This is a genomic window from Geomonas edaphica (genome assembly GCF_004917075.1).
GTDB classification, from domain to species: Bacteria; Desulfobacterota; Desulfuromonadia; order Geobacterales; family Geobacteraceae; genus Geomonas; species Geomonas edaphica.
This window is the reverse complement of the sequence record NZ_SSYB01000002.1, coordinates 444,414-460,975: the sequence shown is the minus strand read 5'-3', so window position 1 is coordinate 460,975 and position 16,562 is coordinate 444,414. Positions and strand designations below refer to the sequence as shown.

Below are 16,562 nucleotides of genomic sequence, written 5' to 3'. Positions count from 1 at the left end.
TGGTTTTTTCGCGTCTTTGCGTGACAGGGTTTAGTGGTGTGCCTGTATGAACTCCGCCACGCGCTGCACGTCGCCGGTATCCCGGAACTCCCGGTAACCGTCGATGCCATCCTCATCGAGCCCGCGGTAGTAGCGCGGACGCTTCGTCTTAAGCCCGGCAAGCAGTTTCGCCGTGGCGTAGTCCTCGCTCTCCACGTCCCGCCCCGCGAACTTGAGCTGCAACACGATGCTGTAGCCGAGCTGAAACAACCTCTTCAACTCCTCCTCGACCAGGATGCGCGCAGCCACCTCCTCATCACCGGCAGCGACCTTCTCCAGCGCGATGTTCAGGTAACCGCACACCCGGTGCATCACCGCGAGCATCGACTCCGGCTCGTGGAAGGCCTCTCCTTCAGCGACGAGCGCACTGTTCACGAGGTAATTCAGCTCCTGGTGGACGACCTCCGAGCCGGCGCGGTTCAGGGCGCGTGCGAAGAGCGTCCCCTCATCGGCGGAAACCGGAAGAAGATGCCCCCCCTCCCCTGCCGAGACAAGCTCTTTCCCTCCCTCCAGCTCGAAATGGTCCGGATGAACGCGGGCGTATATCGACAACGCCTCGTCAAGCGGGGGGAATCCCAGGTCCTGCAGCCTTCCGGTACGGAAACGCTGGCACTGCTCCTCCATCTCCAGGTCGACGTCCCCTTTCACCCCCTCCATGAGCGCCGTATAGAGCGGGTTGTCCAGCTTGATCAGCATGGAGAGAAACGAGCCGATCAATTGGCTGTGCTGCGGATTCTTGAAAGTCACCATGAACACGCCGTCGAAGGTGTGGTCGTAGTCCGCCAGGTCGTCGTTGCCCTGATCGCCGATGCCACCGCCCACCACGATCTCACGGCTCAGCAAGAGCTGCAAAAGCTCGAAGTCCAGGTGCTTCAGCAGTTCATGCATGCGCGGCTCGCCCCCTTCAATGAAGTAGGTAAGCCAGTGACAGGCGCGATCCTCCGAGAAGGTCCAGCCTTCCCAGAGTTCAATATCGAGGATGAAGACACACTGCTCGGCCGAAGCGATGCGCAGGAGTTCCACCGCGTCGGCCTCGCCCACCTCCTTGATGAGCCAGAAGAACTCCTGCGACTCCAAAGAGGCGGCGAGCCTTTTCGCATTGGGGTCGGCGAGGATCAGGCCCATCTTCTCCTTGCCGCTGCAGGTTTTCAGGTACTGGGTTTTCTGCTGAAGGGAAAGCGCGTGGAAATCAGCTTCCGAAAGTTTGACTGCTACTGCGTGGTTCTTATCCGACATAGTGGGTTACAACTCCTATCATTTTAGATGCATCAAAAAAGCGCCTCACGCCCGTTCGCTACGCTCACTCAAGACGCAAAGTCGCAAAGTAAAACAAAAACAAGGCATATTTAACAGGGATGAAGGGGATGAATGGGATAAAAACTAAAAACCGAAAGATCTTGGGGGTAAACCAATTCTTGTTTGCTTTTGATTGTCCTTGCGCCTTTGCGGCTCCGCGTCTTTGCGTTAAAAGATTTTACGCTTTATCCCCTGTATCCCCTTCATCCCTGTTTGAATCGTTTTTTTACAGAATCCCTTTGCGCATGGCCTTCTTGTAGCCGCAGCTTCTGTGCAGCCACTTCAACTCTTTTACGAGTTCAGGGGTCAGCTGCACGCACTCAGGGAAAACCTTGAAGCGCTTCTTGTAAATCTTGCAGCGCCTGGTCGTTATATCCAGATAACGGCAGGGAGTCGAGGTGAACAGGATCCTGCCGTCCTCGTCCTCAATCTTTTCGAAGCAGCAGAGTCCGCACTGCTCGCACAGCGCCTCCCACTGCGCCTGGTCCATCTCATGCGCCGACATGTTACCTTCCCTTCCTTTCGAACCAAAAATCTCTGTCACGCAAAGACGCAAAGTCGCGACGAAACCAAAAACAAAGACTATTTAACAGGGATGAAGGGGATAAACGGGATGAAACCATAAGACAAAAAGCTTTTAGGTTTAACCCCAAAGTCTTGTTTTTCTTTGCGCCTTTGCGTCTTTGCGTGACACAGGTTCTAAGCCTTTATCCCCTTTATCCCATTCATCCCCGTTCGAATCGGTTTGTGCGGTTATTCCTCGCCCGCCCCGAGGGGGACTACCAAGGAATTACCCTTGCTGTTGGAGAAACGGACACTGTCTTCGTAGATCTGCTCTACCTTATACCCCTCCACCACGGCACCCGGGCGCAGGGCACGCCCGTTCACCATGGCGAAACTCGCCTCGCTGCTATTTTGCCATGCGATCCCGGAAACTCGGATCGCCGGACGCGATTTCTGCAGGGCAGGCTCCGGCACCACGGCAGCGACTGCCGCCGCTTCTATAGGCGCCGGCTGGAGAGCGGCATTCGAGACCGGACGAACCTTCTGCAAAGGCTGCGTGACCTTCACTGCCGCTTGCTGTTTCGGTGCGGCCGGGGTTGCCTCAACTTTCGCAGTATTTCGGACCGGCTTTGCGGCTAAGGCCGGGGCAGTGGACTGCGCAACCGGTTTGGCAGAAGTTTTTGCGACGGGCTGCGCAGGTTTTGTGACGACCTTGGCAACCGGTGCAGCGACCGGCTGCATCGTGGGTTCCGCAACAGGCTGCTGCACCGGTTGCTGCTTTTCGGCTACAGGTTGCTGCACCACCTTGGCAGGAGCTTCTGCAACGGCCGGACGCGCCGGTTTTTCCGCGACCGGAGTCGGATGCGTAAAGCCTCCCATCAGGGCGTAGGTGACGATAGCGGCAACTGAGGCACCGCCAAGCGTCCAAGCGGGCAGAAGCCAGGCAGGACGGCGATCCCGTCCCCTGCCAATGCCGCCGCTGGCCGCACGTCTCGATCTTTGCGACTCATCGACCTTCTCTAAAGCCTTCAAAATAGAGCTCATATACTCCTCTATATACCAGTTCTGTCACGCCCGTTCGCTGCACTCACTCAAGACGCAAAGTCGCAAAGTAGAGCAAATAAAAAACAAAAGCTATTTAACAGGGATGAATGGGATGAACGGGATAAAAAACCAACAGACTTTGGGTTTAAACCAAAACCTTTCTTTTGTTTTTGCCTCTCTTTGCGCCTTTGCGTCTTTGCGTGATAAAGGTTTTAGCCTTTATCCCCTTCATCCCTGTTTGAATATGTTTCGTCCGAAGACGCGACGCAACAAGTTTGATGTCGTGCCGTAAGGGGAGAAACCGCCCACCTCGGAAACGGCCTGGGCCGCCATCTTGCCGGTGATGGTCCGCGCTTCCTCGGTGAAGCCGATCAGCAGGGCCCGGTCACAAACCACGTTCACTAGCCTCGGCACCCCTCCCGAGAAACGGTAGATCCGTTTCATGGCAGCCTTGGAAAACTCGGCGGCGCGGTAGCACCCGGCGAGCTCCATACGGTGGTCGATGTAGTGCTGCGTGCTCTCGAAGTCCATGGGAAGCAGATGATAGCGCACGGTGACGCGCTGGTTCAACTGGCGCAGCTCCTTCCTCGCAAGGACGGACAAAAGCTCCGGCTGGCCCGAAAGAACAATCTGGATCAGCTTGTCGGTCTCTGTCTCAAGGTTCGAGATGAGGCGGATCTGCTCCAGCACCTCGGCTGGCAGATTCTGCGCCTCGTCCATCACCAGCACGACCCTGCGCCCTGCCTCTTTCTGCTCGAGCAGGAAGGCGTTCAAGACCTGCAGCAGTTCCACCCGGCTCTCCGACTCCCAGGAAAGCCCGAACTCGCGGTTCACGCTCTTCAAAAGCTCGAGGTCGGAAAGGCATGGATTGAAGATGAGGGCTGTGCGGTGGCCTTCCTGGTCGAGTTTGCCCAAGAAGGTGCGCAAAAGCGTCGTCTTGCCGGTACCGACCTCGCCGGTCAACTCCACAAAACCCGCGCGGTGGTCGACGGCGTAGATCAGGTGCGCGTACGCCTCCCGGTGCTGTTCGCTCATGAAGAGAAAGCGGGGATTGGGAGTGAGGGTGAACGGGCTCTCCCTGAAGCCGTAAAATTCGCAGTACATCGCAGGCATGTGCCTTCCCTTTAGAGGTTGCCGTTGGCCGAGGGGGTGAATATAGCGTGAATCTGTCGAGAAATAAAGGGGAAAGGGTGGGATGATCAGCTGCCAGTGGGAAGGAGTTATGTAGACATTTGAGTGGGTGCCGCGCCCACCGCTATATACGGTCCGACAGTCAGCATCGTTCGACGCCATGTTTTTGGGGATCATACAAGGCCAGACGCTTCTCCAGACTGAGCCATTCATTGTCCAGTTCGGTCTCCAGTTCACGCCAAAGTAACTCGGTGCGTTCTTTCATACTGCGGCTCCATTCGCGAACCTCTCGAATAAGGGCCTCTTGCCCCTCAAGAAGGTAATCGAGTTTGCTGTTTATGCTTTCCAAAAGCAGGATGACTTTATCTCTATCCATGGACAGTCTCGCAGGTTGAAGTACCGAAAAGTGTACAGGCAGGACTATGCCACAGCGCAGCCGTCAACACAAGCGAAGAGCTTCCCCGCTGAGCCTCCATTCCATCGAAGAACCAGGCGAGGCCTTTACGCCCCGTTTTGTGACGGTGCTTACTCCACAGAGTGGCCTTTAAAGCTCCCCCCTTTGCGAAGGGGGGAACGTTAGGCCCAATGCGCGCCTCGTGGGTTGCGGCACTCCTCTTTCCCCCGGGATTTCCGGAAGAACATTAGCAGCAGGGAAACAGTTCACCAGGCCTACTGTTGATGCAAGGTGGGATCAGTAGCGGTAGGTGAGTTCGGCACGCAGCAACTGGTTCATCTGCGTGTCGCCGGCGCGCAGCTCGTAGTTGTGGACCCATTCCTGACCGTAAAGAAGCAGAGCGCTCCATTCCTTGAAAACCGGGAAGGTCCAAGAAGCGCGCAGGGCGTTCTTGCGCTCGATCGCCTGCATTACCCCGCCCGCGTCATACCTCCCCGTCTCGTCGACGGTGACGCGGCCGTAGTCGCCGCGCCGGGTATGGAACGCCTCCAGCGCGAGGTTGTTACGTACGGAGAACCAGTGGCTGTAACGCAGGAAGAAGTCCTGGGTCGCGCCCCCCTGGGAGTGGCCAAGCGGCAGCCCGTGGTACAGGTATCCCTCAATGAAGGTGCCGTTAGTGTAAAGGATGCGGTTGCCACGAAAGTATTCGAAGCGCAGGTCATCCCGGCCGCTGTCGGTGAGCCTCGGGATGTAGAAGCCGGCGACGTAACTCTCTACGATGGGCCAGAAGGCCGCGGCGTCTTCGCCGGACAGCTCGCCGTACAACTCAGTGTTACGCAGCCAGGGGAGTCTCAGCCGCAGATCAAACCCTGCGATGGAATTGGAATTGTCCTCACTCGCCCCCCCCACAAGGCCGCGTACGATGTCTCCGAAGCCGTTGTTGACGCCGGGGCCGCCCGCCTGTCGTCCGAGGTTTATGCCGAACTCGAGGTTTTCAAGCGGCTTCATGGCGAGCTTACCCGCGAAGAAGTATGGCTCGCGCTCCTTGCCGTCGGTGACGGTTTTCTCAAGTCGGGAAAAAACCAGGGAGTACTTGAGGTCCCAGAGGTATTTACTTTTCACCAACTCTGGACTGGAGAGCTTTACCTGGTCGAGGTTTCTGGCGTTATTGGTGAGCGTAATGGCGCCGCGATAGCCGGGACCAAGCCAGTTTTCGTCGCGCCCCACCTCCAGTTCGAGCCCCTTGCCGCCGATTTTCACGTAGCCGCGGTTCAGGCGCACCCTCGCCTCATCGTCCGCCTCCGACCAAAGAAGCTGCGGCTCAACGAGCGCACTTCCCATGGCACCGAAGTAGAGCTCCCCGCTCCCCCGTAAGTCCAGGTTGTTTCCTCTTTTGTAGACAACACCGTCGTTATTTTCGAAAAGCGGCGTCCCCTCGCTCCCCCGCTGTTGTACCGGTGAAGGATAAGGGTTTGAGGGTCGCAGGCCGCCGCCGATGCCGAAGACGCCGTCGTCGCCGGGGTCATGCACGGCGCGGTAATAGCTTCTCGGTGCACCTTCCAGGTAGACGTAGCGCAGTCGAGCCGTTGTGAGTGGAGCGTAGTCGAAGGCAGGAGTGGACTCTTCGCGACCGTAGTAAGTCAGTTCGCGGGGCAAGAGCTCCTTAAGGCGGGAGATCAGTTCGGTGGCAAGCGGCGAGGTAGCGCCGGATGCGGTTTTCTCCTCAGCCTCCCGGACCATGCGTGCCGCTTCGGCCCGTGAGAAGGGGCGGATACCCTTGACGTCAGAAGAAACCAAACCGAAACCGGAGAGTTTCTCTAGGTAGAGGTAAATGGGACTGTCCAGTGGAATATTAGGGGACGAAAGCGCAAAAGCACCCCCCGGATAAAGGACAGCAACGAGCAATGCCACAACGATTTTGGATAATCTCATTCAAAAATCTCTTTTAACATGGATGAAGGGGATGAACAGGATAAAGGCTTCAAACAAAAAGACTTTCAGGTTTAAACCAAAAGCGTGTGTGGTTTCTGGTTATAAAGGTTTTATCCCCTGTATCCCCTTCATCCCTGTTTGAATCGGTTTTAAAGCCTTAAACACTTTAACAGGGATGAAGGGGATGAACAGGATGAAGGCTTTAAACACAAAAAAGGCTTTCGGGTTTAAATCAAAAGTGTGTGGGTTTCAGGTTATAAAGGTTTTATCCCCTTTATCCCCTTCATCCATGTTTGAATCGGTTTTGAGGCATGAAACGGAGTCAGGCGATGAGTCTATTACCGAGACTTCTGTATTGCAGCTTCGGACTGCCGAAGTTAACCAACAACCCTACTTCGATTCCGGTCGCTTTCAAATAGTTCAGTACTTGGGCTATATGCTCAGGAGCTAAAGCTTTCACTGCTTTCAGTTCCAACAACACCGTCCCTTCAACCACAATATCTGCGAAAAAATCCCCGACAACTTTATTGCGATAAACGACCTTCAGAGGAACTTGCGAGTCAGCTTGCAATCCGACATCCGTCAGGGCTACCAGTAGAGCCTTTTCGTACACAGACTCAAGGAAGCCGCTGCCGAGTTCATTGCTGACTTCAAAACAGGCGCCAAGAACCTTACCGGTCAAGTCATCATGGACCACAAGGACCTCCGTCACCAACAAAGATGAAAAACCATCAACGTTTATAACAGGTCCTGACGTATTTTCTTCGACAAAGGCAAAAACCGCTGAACAGGGATAAAAACGGATGAACGGGATAAAGGCTTCAAACGAAAGGACTTTCTGGTTTAACCCAAAAACTTTTGTCTGTTCGTTTTTAAAGGTTTTATCCCCTGTATCCCCTTCATCCCTGTTTGAATCGGTTTTGTTATGCTGCCGTTTCCTCCCGCAGGTTGCGGACGAGCGCGAGTTTTTGCGGCGGGAACAGGTCGGGACGGACCCTCTGGAAGGCAAAGGGAGGCGCGGCCTCGAAATGATACCGCGGCACGAACTCGGGCACGACGCGCCTAAGCGTACGCAAAACGGCATCCAGCTCATGGCTTCTCGCAACAGAAAAGAGCTCGTCCAGATCTGCACTCACCTGCTTAAGATCGGTCTCCACCGGCGCCATGACCCGGATCTTCTTGTGACTGGTCAGCTTGATCCCCTCCCCGTCGATCAGCAGTTCCTCGAAAAGCTTCTCGCCGGGCTTCAGACCGGTGAACCGGATATCGATTTCATTGTACGGGATGAAACCGGAAAGACGGATCAGCTCCTCGGCAAGAGAAAGGATCCGTACCGGCTCTCCCATGTCGAGCACGAAGATCTCGCCGCCGTGACCGATGCACCCCGCCTGCATTACCAACTGTGACGCTTCCGGTATGGTCATGAAGTAGCGCACCACGTCCTTGTCGGTGACCGTGACCGGCCCACCTTTCCTGATCTGCTCCTTGAAAAGCGGGATGACGCTGCCGTTACTTCCGAGCACGTTGCCGAAACGTACCGTCGTGAACTTCGTCTGACTCTTCGCTGCCAGCGCCTGCACGTAGATCTCCGCGCTTCGCTTCGTGGCCCCCATCACGTTGGTCGGGTTCACCGCCTTGTCAGTCGAGACCATAACAAAATTGCGCACCTTGAACTTATGCGCCGCATCGGCGACGTTCCTCGATCCCATGACGTTGTTCAGCACAGCCTCGGCCGGGTTGTATTCCATCATGGCGACATGCTTGTACGCCGCGGCGTGAAAGACGACCTCCGGCCCGAACTCGTCGAACACCGCCTCGACGCGGTCTTGGTTCTTCACGTCCCCCACCATCGGGATGATACGGAGGTCCGGGAAGCTCTCGGAGAGTTCCTTCTCTATATAGAATAGAGGCGTCTCGGCGTGATCGAAAAGCACGAGCTTTGCCGGCTTGAAACGGGCCACCTGGCGACAGATCTCGCTTCCGATGCTTCCCGCCGCACCCGTCACCAGCACCCGCTTGTCCGTCAGGTAGTTCCTTATCGCGGTCTGATCCAGGACTACGGGATCGCGCCCCAGAAGATCCTCGATCTCCACGTCTTTTATATGGCTCATGGAGACATCGCCGTCGATCATCTCCGTGATGCCCGGAAGCGTCTTGAAGCGCGCCTTGGTCTTCTCGCAGTTTGCTATGACGCGGCGCATGAGGTCCCTGTCGCCTGAGGGGATGGCGAAGATGACTTCTTCGATATTGTGCTTACGCACCAGCCCGCTGAGCCTGCTCGTCCCCCCAAGAACACGGACCCCGGAGAGCCGCATGCCCATCTTCTGAGGGTCGTCGTCCACGAAGCCCAGCACGTTGTATGCGGCCTCTGGCTGCTTGCGAATCTCCTTGAGAAGAAGGTTCCCCGCCTCCCCCGCCCCGATGATGAGTGTTCTCTTCCCTTTGCAAAGCCCGGGGATGATCTTCGTCTCGCGATAGATCCTCCACACCAGTCGGCTCCCGGCAACGAAGGCGAAGAGCAGGAACCAATCCAGGATATAGATGGAGCGCGGCATCCCGAAGGGGCCTTTCATGTAGACGAGGGTGAGGGCTGAAACGGCGGAAGAAAGGGAGACGATCTTGAAGATCTCGTAGGCGTCCTGCAGCGAGGCGTAGCGCCAGATGCTGCGGTAGACCCCGGAGGCGACGAACATGGCGGGCTTCACCGCCATGGCGACAACGAGGCCGGTTTTCAGGTTCTCCACCTGGTTCGGTCTGATCTGGAAATCGAAGCGAAGGAGAAACGAAAGGAAGAACGCGGCGGCAATAAGCACCACATCGAGGAAAAACACCAGGACCCTTCTGGCGTGTATCATGACCCCTCCCAACAAGCAGCGCTCAACCAGGTCTTGCGCTGCGACATAAGAACGAACAACAGCTGCCAAGAATATCACAAAACCTTAAGGAAACAAACCTTAACAATTCGCATAAGGCGATTTACCACGTCATGCTAAGCCTTACCCGATGCCGCTTTCAACTTGCCCTCTTCGGCAGGAGATTCTCTTAACTTAATTGGGAAAAGAGCACCCACCGTTAAGAAAAATCATTGACCTCCCTAGGAAGCGTGGTAGTTATTTAAGCGCTTTCTAATTTCATTGCAAAAGGAGCTGCTTATGGACAACATCACGCTACTCAGCAGTGCGGAAGCGATCCCGAGAACGGCTGCCGTCGTGGTAGCCATATCGAAGGACCCCAGCCTATACACGCTCGTCGAAGCCTGTTTTCCTAAACAGCAAGAGTTGCAGGAAGTCGACGAAGAGCACAAGGCGGCTTTCAGTGCCGCAGCCGACGGAGACCCTGAGAAGGCAAAGCGGCTGAAGGCGGCACGGCAGAAGCTGGACCGCAAGTTCAGCATCTTCTTCACCTTGGTGCGTCATGCCGCAGTGGAACATCCCGAGTTGTTGGAAGCATTCGGGGTCCCCGCCGCGAAGACAAGGAAGGCCCCGACGACACCCGCCCTTACCAGCCCACAGAACCCGCGGGCGAAGCACGGTAAAAACACCGGAGAAATCGAGCTCAAGGTAAACCCGATAAAAGCTGCCAAGAGCTACGATATCTCATGCTGCATCGGAGACCCTTCCATCGAGGCGAACTGGAGACATTGCGGTGTAGGGGTGAAGGCGATGCATCTTTTAGTAACAGGCCTTGTTCCCGGCACCGTCTACTGGTTCCGGGTAAGAGCGATAGGAGCTAACGGGCCTGGGCCCTGGTCGCAGTACGTCACGCTCATGTGCGTCTGATCCGAAAACGAGGTCCCCGCAGGCCATAGCCTCCGGGGACTTCTGTGCATAAGCTCAACGCCCGCTCATTCAGCCGTGCATGACACGAAACCGCCCACCACACACAGCAGACCGGCTTCCCCCTTCAACGCCCTTTCCCGTTAAAGATCAAAGACTTACCTTATGGCTACATATCATCGCGTACGTTCCACGATGGCTTGTTGCCAAAATCAGTCATTTTCTCTCAAAAAACTTTCGTTTTTCAAAAAAGTGTTGGTTTTAGGCCCAAAAAACTTACTTTCCTTCCAAAACTAACTCTCTTGAAGGGAAAACTATTACTTTTGGTGAAAAAAGTGAAAGTTTTGGGCCCAAAACTGTTACTTTTCTCTAAAAACCAAAAGTTTTGATCCGAAAAACTTTCGTTTTCCACGAAAACCAATAGATTTGGCGTTCCCTCTAAACTTTCAGATCATTTCCGCACAGCGGCCATTACTTTTGTTACGGCGGCCACGGTATCCAGCATGTCCTGTTCGGGGAGCGTTGGATGGACAAGGAACATGAGGCTAGTTTCTCCGAGCTCTTTCGCCACGGGGAAACGCGTTGCCGGTCTCAAGCCATCGAAGGCTTTCTCAAGATAGATTTCGCTGCAACTGCCGCTGAAGCAGGGAATCCCTTCGGCAGTGACAGCGTTCATGATTCTATCGCGGTCCCATCCTTCCGCCAGACGTTCCGGCTCAACGAAGACGTAATACTTGTAGTAGGCGTGGCCGATCTCGGGCGGCGGAACCGTCACCCTGAGCCCAGTGAGGTTGCGGAAGCCTTTGGTGAGGATCTCCGCGTTCCTTCTTCTTGCCAGGGTCCATTCAGGCAGTTTGGCGAGCTGGATCCTGCCGATCGCCGACTGCATTTCGGTAAGGCGCCAATTGGTGCCGAAGGATTCGTGCAGCCACCGGAACCCCGGCGGGTGCTGACGGTTGTAGACCGCATCATAGCTCTTGCCGTGATCCTTGAACTCCCAGGCACGACGCCAGATGTCCTCATCGTTCGTGGTGAGCATCCCCCCTTCCCCGCCGGTGGTCATGATCTTGTCCTGACAGAAGGAGAACGCGGCAACGTCGCCCAAAGAGCCGACCGGGCGCCCCTTGTATGAAGCACCGTGGCACTGCGCGCAGTCCTCGATGACCTTGAGTCCATACTCGCGCGCCAGTTCCAGTATCGGATCCATGTCACATGGCCAGCCCGCGAGATGCACGCATATGATGGCTTTGGTTTGCGGGGTGATGTGCGGACGTATGGTCTCGGCGGTGATGTTTTGGGTTACGGGGTCAACGTCTGCAAGGACTGGTGTCGCCCCACGCATGACGATGCAACTGGCGGATGCGATAAAGGTCCGGCTGGTCGTTATCACCTCGTCCCCGGGACCGATCCCCAAGGCGTACAGTGCAAGCTCCAGGGCCACCGTCCCATTAGCCAGCGCAATGGCGTGGTTCACACCACAGTGCTTGGCAAACTCCTTTTCAAACATGCGCCCTTCCGTCCCCGTCCAGTAATTGACCTTGTTGGACAGGAGCACCCTCCGCACAGCATCGGCCTCTTCAGTTGTGAAGGCCGGCCATGGGCCGAATTGTTTACCAGTCATGCTAATACCTCTTGAATCATTACTTCCCGCGCCCTCCGGCAACGGGTGCCGCATAGATCAGATGTGCTTTATTACCCTGGCAGGGCTACTAACCACAAGCACCTTGTCTGGGAGGTCCCCGACAACCGTCGAGCCAGCCCCCACGATGACGCCACTCCCCACTTCCAGGTTGGGAATGACCGTAGCCCCCGCACATATAAACGTCCCCGCACCGACCTTGACGGTCCCGCACAGAGTCGCCCCTGGCGCCACATGAACGCCGTCGGCTACGAAGCAGTCGTGGTCGATGCTGGCGCTGGTGTTCACGATGACATGATTGCCGATGGTGCAATCCGAATTGATGACTGCGCCGGCCATGACCACGCAGTTATCTCCGATGGTCACTCCACGAGCAATCTCTGCGGAAGGGTGTATCGCCGTAACCAGTTCATATCCGCTGGTGACAAGCCAGTCGGCGACGGCTTTGCGGGCGGCATTGCTCCCGATGGCAACGATTCCTTTTTTCACCCCACAGCGACTCAGCTCTTCCTTGCCGCCTGCGACAGGATAACCAAAGACGCTCTTGCCTTTCAAAGAGGCATCGTCGTCAAACAAACATGCGATTTCAAAGACGCCTTGCTTTTCCATGATGTCGATTACCACCTTGGCATGCCCGCTGGCGCCGAAAACAAAAACCCTATCCTTGTTGATCATGGCTCCCCTGACTTCGCCCCCATGAATTCCTCCATGGTCGCCTTTCCCGGATGGTTGATACCTTCCCGAACGAATACTTTTTGCACGGTCATCCAAAGGATCTTGAGATCAAGCCAGAAGGAGTGATTGTCTACGTACCAAACATCGAGCTTGAACTTGTCTTCCCATGTTATCGCGTTTCGGCCGTTAACCTGGGCCCAGCCGGTGATGCCTGGCTTGACATCGTGGCGGCGCGCCTGCTCCGCCGAATAGCGCCCCAGATACTGCGTTAAAAGCGGGCGCGGGCCGACCAGGCTGAGTTCTCCCCTCAGCACGTTTAAAAGTTGGGGAAGCTCGTCGATGCTTGTTTGGCGCAGGAATTTCCCGAAGGAAGTGAGCCGGGCCTCGTCCGGCAAAAGGCGTCCATCCACATCGCGCTCGTCGGTCATCGTCCGAAACTTGATGACATAAAAAAGCTTCGACTGGAATCCGGGGCGTTGCTGCCTGAAAAACACGGGCGATCCCAGTTTGATGCGGACCAGTACGGCGAAAACACACAAAAACGGGCTGAGCAGCGCCAAGGCAACGAGGGCGACGATGAAATCAAAAACGCGCTTCACCATGATGCCCCCGCTCCGGCAACGGCCTGAAACAGTTCTTCAAACTTCCTGGTTCCCACGGGGAGAGCCAGCTCCTTTTGGTAATACTCGGCCCCATTTCTTCCCATCTGGTCGAGTTGCTCCTTATCCATTGCAACAAGTTTCTCTACCGCTTCCGCGATGCTTTGTGCGTTGCCGGGAAGACAGGGAATACCCGCGCCCGCCCTCTCCACGAGATCTGCGGCGTCGCCGCGAACCGCCATGATGATCGGCCTGCCGATGGCCAGGTATGCCTGGGTTTTGGAAGGAAGCGTGATCGCGAAAAGGGGGTCGTCTTTCAGGTGGACCAGCAGGGCGTCCGCGCGGGAAAGCAGGCTACCTATCTCCGACACCGGCCTGCGCGGGAGGAAAAGAACGTTGCCCAGTCCCATTCGCTTCTTTTCCCTTTCCAAATGCTCGACCTGAATACCTCCGCCAACCAGGACAAATTGAACCTTGGGCTGGCGTTGTTTGAGAAGTTGCGCCGCTTCAAGAACAGCGTCGAGAGCCTGCGCCTTTCCCATGGTGCCGGCGAATATCACATTGAAGCGCCCATTCAACTCAGGGGCTTCATCTCCGGCCGCCGTGGAGACGATCTGTGCCTCATCACACCAGTTGTAGATCATGGCAAGCTTCCCGGTGGGCACACCGCGCTCCAGCAACATCCGTCTAAATCCGGGGGAGAGTACGACAACTTTGCTGGCCATTCGATAAGTGAGACGGCAGAAGAGATCAACGCAGGTGAGGATCCTGCGGCTATTAACCATTCCGGTTGCGGAGAGGGTGTCAGGCCAAAGGTCCTGTACGTCGTACAAAAAGGGAATACGCCTGAACAGCCTCAGCGCCATGGCCGGAAGCGCCACCGTCGCAGGCGGATGATAGACATAGGCGACATCGGCCCTTCGCACCAGAAACGGCCCGAGAATCGCTGCCGACAACGCAAAGCTCAGGTAATTCATTATCCGTCTGACAGCGGAGCCGTCATGGCTAGGGTAAAGCGGAACCCGGATTATCGATACGCCATCGACAGTCTCACGTTGCAGCAAGCGTACACGGTAGCCCGGGTAGAGTTTGCCTCCCGGGTAATTGGGAAACCCCGTTAGCACCTCAACGTCGTGTCCTAGGCGGACCAGCTCCCTGGCGAAGACCATTCCCTTGAAAGTAGGTTCAGGGTCGAACCACTGACTGAGGATAAGGATGCGCATCTAACATTTCTTCCAAACAGTGCGATTGACGTAATCGGTGTAACTGATAAGGATGCGCAGCACCTTGTCGGAGACATTCGGCATCGAGTAATCGGCGACCGGCCGAAGCAGTCTCATATCCCCTCGCGCCTGGTCGGCCAGCACCGCAAGCCCTTGGTGCACCCGCTCAACCTCGAGGCCGGTCATCATGACGCTTGCTTCCTCCATTCCCTCCGGACGCTCATGCGCCTCTCTGAGGTTGAGGGCAGGGAAATTGAGAATGGAGGATTCTTCCGTTATCGTGCCACTGTCCGAAAGCACGGCTCGCGCATGCATCTGCAGATGGACGTAATCGGTAAGCCCCAGCGGCTTCATGAGCTCGACATTTTCATGAAAAGTGACACCGAGGCTTTCCACGCGCTTCCTGGTGCGGGGGTGGGTGGAGACGATGACCCTTTTGCCGTAGGTCTCAGCGATGCTGTTCAGCACGTCGACCAGTTTCCGGAAACTCACCTCAGAATCGACATTCTCTTCCCGGTGGGCGCTGACGACGAAATAATCCAGCGGATCAAGTTTAAGAGTCGTCAGTATTGTGGAACGTTCAATCTTCGGCAGGTAGTGCCCGAGCACTTCAAACATGGGCGAACCGGTCTTTATTACCCGGTCCGGTGACAGCCCCTCCCTCAAGAGGTACTCCCTGGCGATGTCACTGTAAGTGAGGTTGATGTCGCTTGTGTGGTCGACAATTCTGCGGTTTGTTTCTTCCGGGACCCTTTGATCAAAACAGCGGTTACCCGCTTCCATGTGGAAGATGGGGATCTTCCGGCGTTTCGCCGGAATTGCCGCCAGACAGCTGTTGGTATCGCCAAGGATCAGAAGGGCATCGGGCTGGATTTCCCCCAGAAGGGGATCGATCTTTATGATCATTTGTCCAATGGTCTCTGCCGCGGATGCGCCGGCTGCACCTAAAAAATGATCGGGCTTGCGGATCTCCAGATCGTTGAAGAATATCTCGTTCAGTTCGTAGTCATAGTTCTGACCGGTATGGATGAGGGTATGGTCCGTGTACTGGTCCAGCTTGGAAAGCACGCGGGAGAGCCTGATGATCTCTGGTCTGGTACCGACGACTGTAGCAACTTTGAGCCTTTTCAATTTCACCTCTTTCTACCTTCAGTTAGACGGTTTCGAAGAAAGTATCCGGATGGTCGGGATCATACGCTTCGTTGCACCACATCACAGTCACCATGTCACTATTGCCCGTGTTGCTGATGTTATGCGTATAACCAGTTGGAATATCAACCACCTCCAGCTTGGCACCGTTCACCGGGTATTCGATAATCGCGGCACTCCCCACCTTGCGGAACCGGATTACCCCCTGACCGCTCACCACGAGGAACTTCTCATTTTTCGTGTGGTGCCAGTGGTTTCCCTTGGTGACACCCGGCCTGGAGATATTCACCGACACCTGTCCCCGGTCTGCGGTCTTTATGAACTCGGTGAAGGAGCCCCGCTCGTCCACGTTCATCTTCAGGGGATAGCTGAAGCAGTCGGTCGGCAGATAGCTCAGGTAAGTGGCGTACAGTTTATTGGTGAACGGATCGGCCATGTCAGGTATGATGCGCTGTTCGCGGCTCTCTCTGAACGAGCGGATCAGTGCCGCTATGTCGCCAAGCTTCAAGGTATGGACCGGTTCCGACAGGCAGAAGCCTTCCAACTGAACCACTGCACCCTCTAGGGCGGCGATGAACGAGGCAACCACGTCGTCCACGTAGACCAGCTTCATCACCACATTCGGGTCGTTGACCTGTATGGGGAGATCATTGGCGAGGCTGTGGCAGAAGGTCGCAACCGCCGAGTTGTAATTGGGGCGGCACCACTTGCCGAAAACGTTGGGCAGGCGGAAGACATACACCGGTGCACCGGCGGAACGGCCATAGGCGAATACTGCGTCCTCGGCGGCCTTCTTGCTTGTACCGTAGGGGTTGTCGAGTGCGGCCTGGATCGAGGAAGAGATCAAGAGCGGCGTCTTTCGGCCGTTGGAGGCAAGATGATCGCAGATCCGCTTGGTCATGCCTGTATTCCCCGAGACAAACTCATCCACATTCCGGGGGCGGTTGACCCCAGCCAGGTGAAAGACGAAGTCGGCCTGGTCGAGCAGATCGTTAAGCGTGGCGGGATCGTTCTGTATGTCAAAAGAGAGAATGCGGATGTCGGCACGCTGCTGGAGCGTCACTCGCAGATTCCTGCCAACAAAGCCCTCTGAACCGGTAATCAGAACAGTCTTCATAATACCCTCGAGCAAAAAATCAATTCATGGCTAACAGTTCTGCG

General features: G+C 55.9%; 15 protein-coding genes. 1 reads left to right on the top strand and 14 read right to left on the bottom strand.

The window, feature by feature from the left end:
• Positions 1 to 30: 30 nt before the first annotated feature.
• The 8 genes from E8K79_RS08225 to E8K79_RS08190 all read right to left on the bottom strand — a co-directional run bounded on the left by E8K79_RS08225 (position 31) and on the right by E8K79_RS08190 (position 9,195).
• Positions 31 to 1,275, bottom strand: coding sequence for a DUF6178 family protein (locus E8K79_RS08225; protein WP_136514318.1), 1,245 nt, complete (start codon positions 1,273 to 1,275; stop codon positions 31 to 33).
• Positions 1,276 to 1,561: 286 nt separating this feature from the next.
• Positions 1,562 to 1,840: a YcgN family cysteine cluster protein gene (locus E8K79_RS08220; protein WP_129127773.1), complete on the bottom strand. Its 279-nt coding sequence runs from the start codon at positions 1,838 to 1,840 to the stop codon at positions 1,562 to 1,564.
• Positions 1,841 to 2,088: 248 nt separating this feature from the next.
• A complete protein-coding gene (locus E8K79_RS08215; protein ID WP_136514317.1) occupies positions 2,089 to 2,883 on the bottom strand; it encodes a hypothetical protein in 795 nt (264 codons plus the stop codon).
• A gap of 228 nt (positions 2,884 to 3,111) precedes the next feature.
• The gene (locus E8K79_RS08210) at positions 3,112 to 3,996 is read right to left on the bottom strand and encodes an ExeA family protein (RefSeq protein ID WP_246043765.1); all 885 of its coding nucleotides are present in this window, start codon (positions 3,994 to 3,996) and stop codon (positions 3,112 to 3,114) included.
• Positions 3,997 to 4,156: 160 nt separating this feature from the next.
• Positions 4,157 to 4,390 carry a hypothetical protein gene (locus tag E8K79_RS08205; protein ID WP_136514316.1) on the bottom strand — a complete coding sequence of 78 codons (234 nt, stop codon included), beginning with the start codon at positions 4,388 to 4,390 and terminating at the stop codon, positions 4,157 to 4,159.
• 315 nt (positions 4,391 to 4,705) lie between these two features.
• A complete protein-coding gene (locus tag E8K79_RS08200; RefSeq protein ID WP_136514315.1) occupies positions 4,706 to 6,340 on the bottom strand; it encodes a capsule assembly Wzi family protein in 1,635 nt (544 codons plus the stop codon).
• 322 nt (positions 6,341 to 6,662) lie between these two features.
• Entirely contained in the window at positions 6,663 to 7,037 is a 375-nt protein-coding gene (locus E8K79_RS08195) for a GxxExxY protein (RefSeq protein ID WP_136514314.1), read from the bottom strand.
• A 226-nt stretch (positions 7,038 to 7,263) separates the two neighbouring features.
• Positions 7,264 to 9,195 (bottom strand): polysaccharide biosynthesis protein, encoded by a 1,932-nt coding sequence (locus E8K79_RS08190; RefSeq protein ID WP_136514313.1) that lies wholly within the window; start codon positions 9,193 to 9,195, stop codon positions 7,264 to 7,266.
• Positions 9,196 to 9,492: 297 nt separating this feature from the next.
• Between E8K79_RS08190 and E8K79_RS08185 the strand changes: the two genes are divergently transcribed.
• The gene (locus E8K79_RS08185; protein WP_136514312.1) at positions 9,493 to 10,119 is read left to right on the top strand and encodes a fibronectin type III domain-containing protein; all 627 of its coding nucleotides are present in this window, start codon (positions 9,493 to 9,495) and stop codon (positions 10,117 to 10,119) included.
• Positions 10,120 to 10,567: 448 nt separating this feature from the next.
• Here the strand turns inward: E8K79_RS08185 and E8K79_RS08180 are convergent, their stop codons facing one another.
• Genes E8K79_RS08180 through E8K79_RS08155 form a run of 6 tightly spaced genes read right to left on the bottom strand, consistent with a single transcriptional unit; the run spans position 10,568 to position 16,518 of the window.
• On the bottom strand, positions 10,568 to 11,737 hold the full coding sequence (locus tag E8K79_RS08180) for a DegT/DnrJ/EryC1/StrS family aminotransferase (RefSeq protein WP_136514311.1): 1,170 nt from the start codon (positions 11,735 to 11,737) through the stop codon (positions 10,568 to 10,570).
• 57 nt (positions 11,738 to 11,794) lie between these two features.
• Positions 11,795 to 12,430 carry an acetyltransferase gene (locus E8K79_RS08175; protein ID WP_136514310.1) on the bottom strand — a complete coding sequence of 212 codons (636 nt, stop codon included), beginning with the start codon at positions 12,428 to 12,430 and terminating at the stop codon, positions 11,795 to 11,797.
• Positions 12,427 to 13,032, bottom strand: coding sequence for a sugar transferase (locus E8K79_RS08170; RefSeq protein ID WP_136514309.1), 606 nt, complete (start codon positions 13,030 to 13,032; stop codon positions 12,427 to 12,429). Before E8K79_RS08170 ends, E8K79_RS08175 begins: the two co-directional genes overlap by 4 nt.
• Positions 13,026 to 14,252, bottom strand: a complete 1,227-nt coding sequence (locus E8K79_RS08165; RefSeq protein WP_136514308.1) for a glycosyltransferase family 4 protein — start codon at positions 14,250 to 14,252, stop codon at positions 13,026 to 13,028. The genes E8K79_RS08170 and E8K79_RS08165 overlap by 7 nt, the downstream gene beginning before the upstream one ends.
• Positions 14,253 to 15,383 carry a non-hydrolyzing UDP-N-acetylglucosamine 2-epimerase gene (wecB, locus tag E8K79_RS08160; protein WP_136514307.1) on the bottom strand — a complete coding sequence of 377 codons (1,131 nt, stop codon included), beginning with the start codon at positions 15,381 to 15,383 and terminating at the stop codon, positions 14,253 to 14,255. It abuts the gene before it with no gap.
• Between the two features lie 22 nt (positions 15,384 to 15,405).
• On the bottom strand, positions 15,406 to 16,518 hold the full coding sequence (locus tag E8K79_RS08155; RefSeq protein ID WP_136514306.1) for a capsular polysaccharide biosynthesis protein CapF: 1,113 nt from the start codon (positions 16,516 to 16,518) through the stop codon (positions 15,406 to 15,408).
• Positions 16,519 to 16,562: the final 44 nt, after the last annotated feature.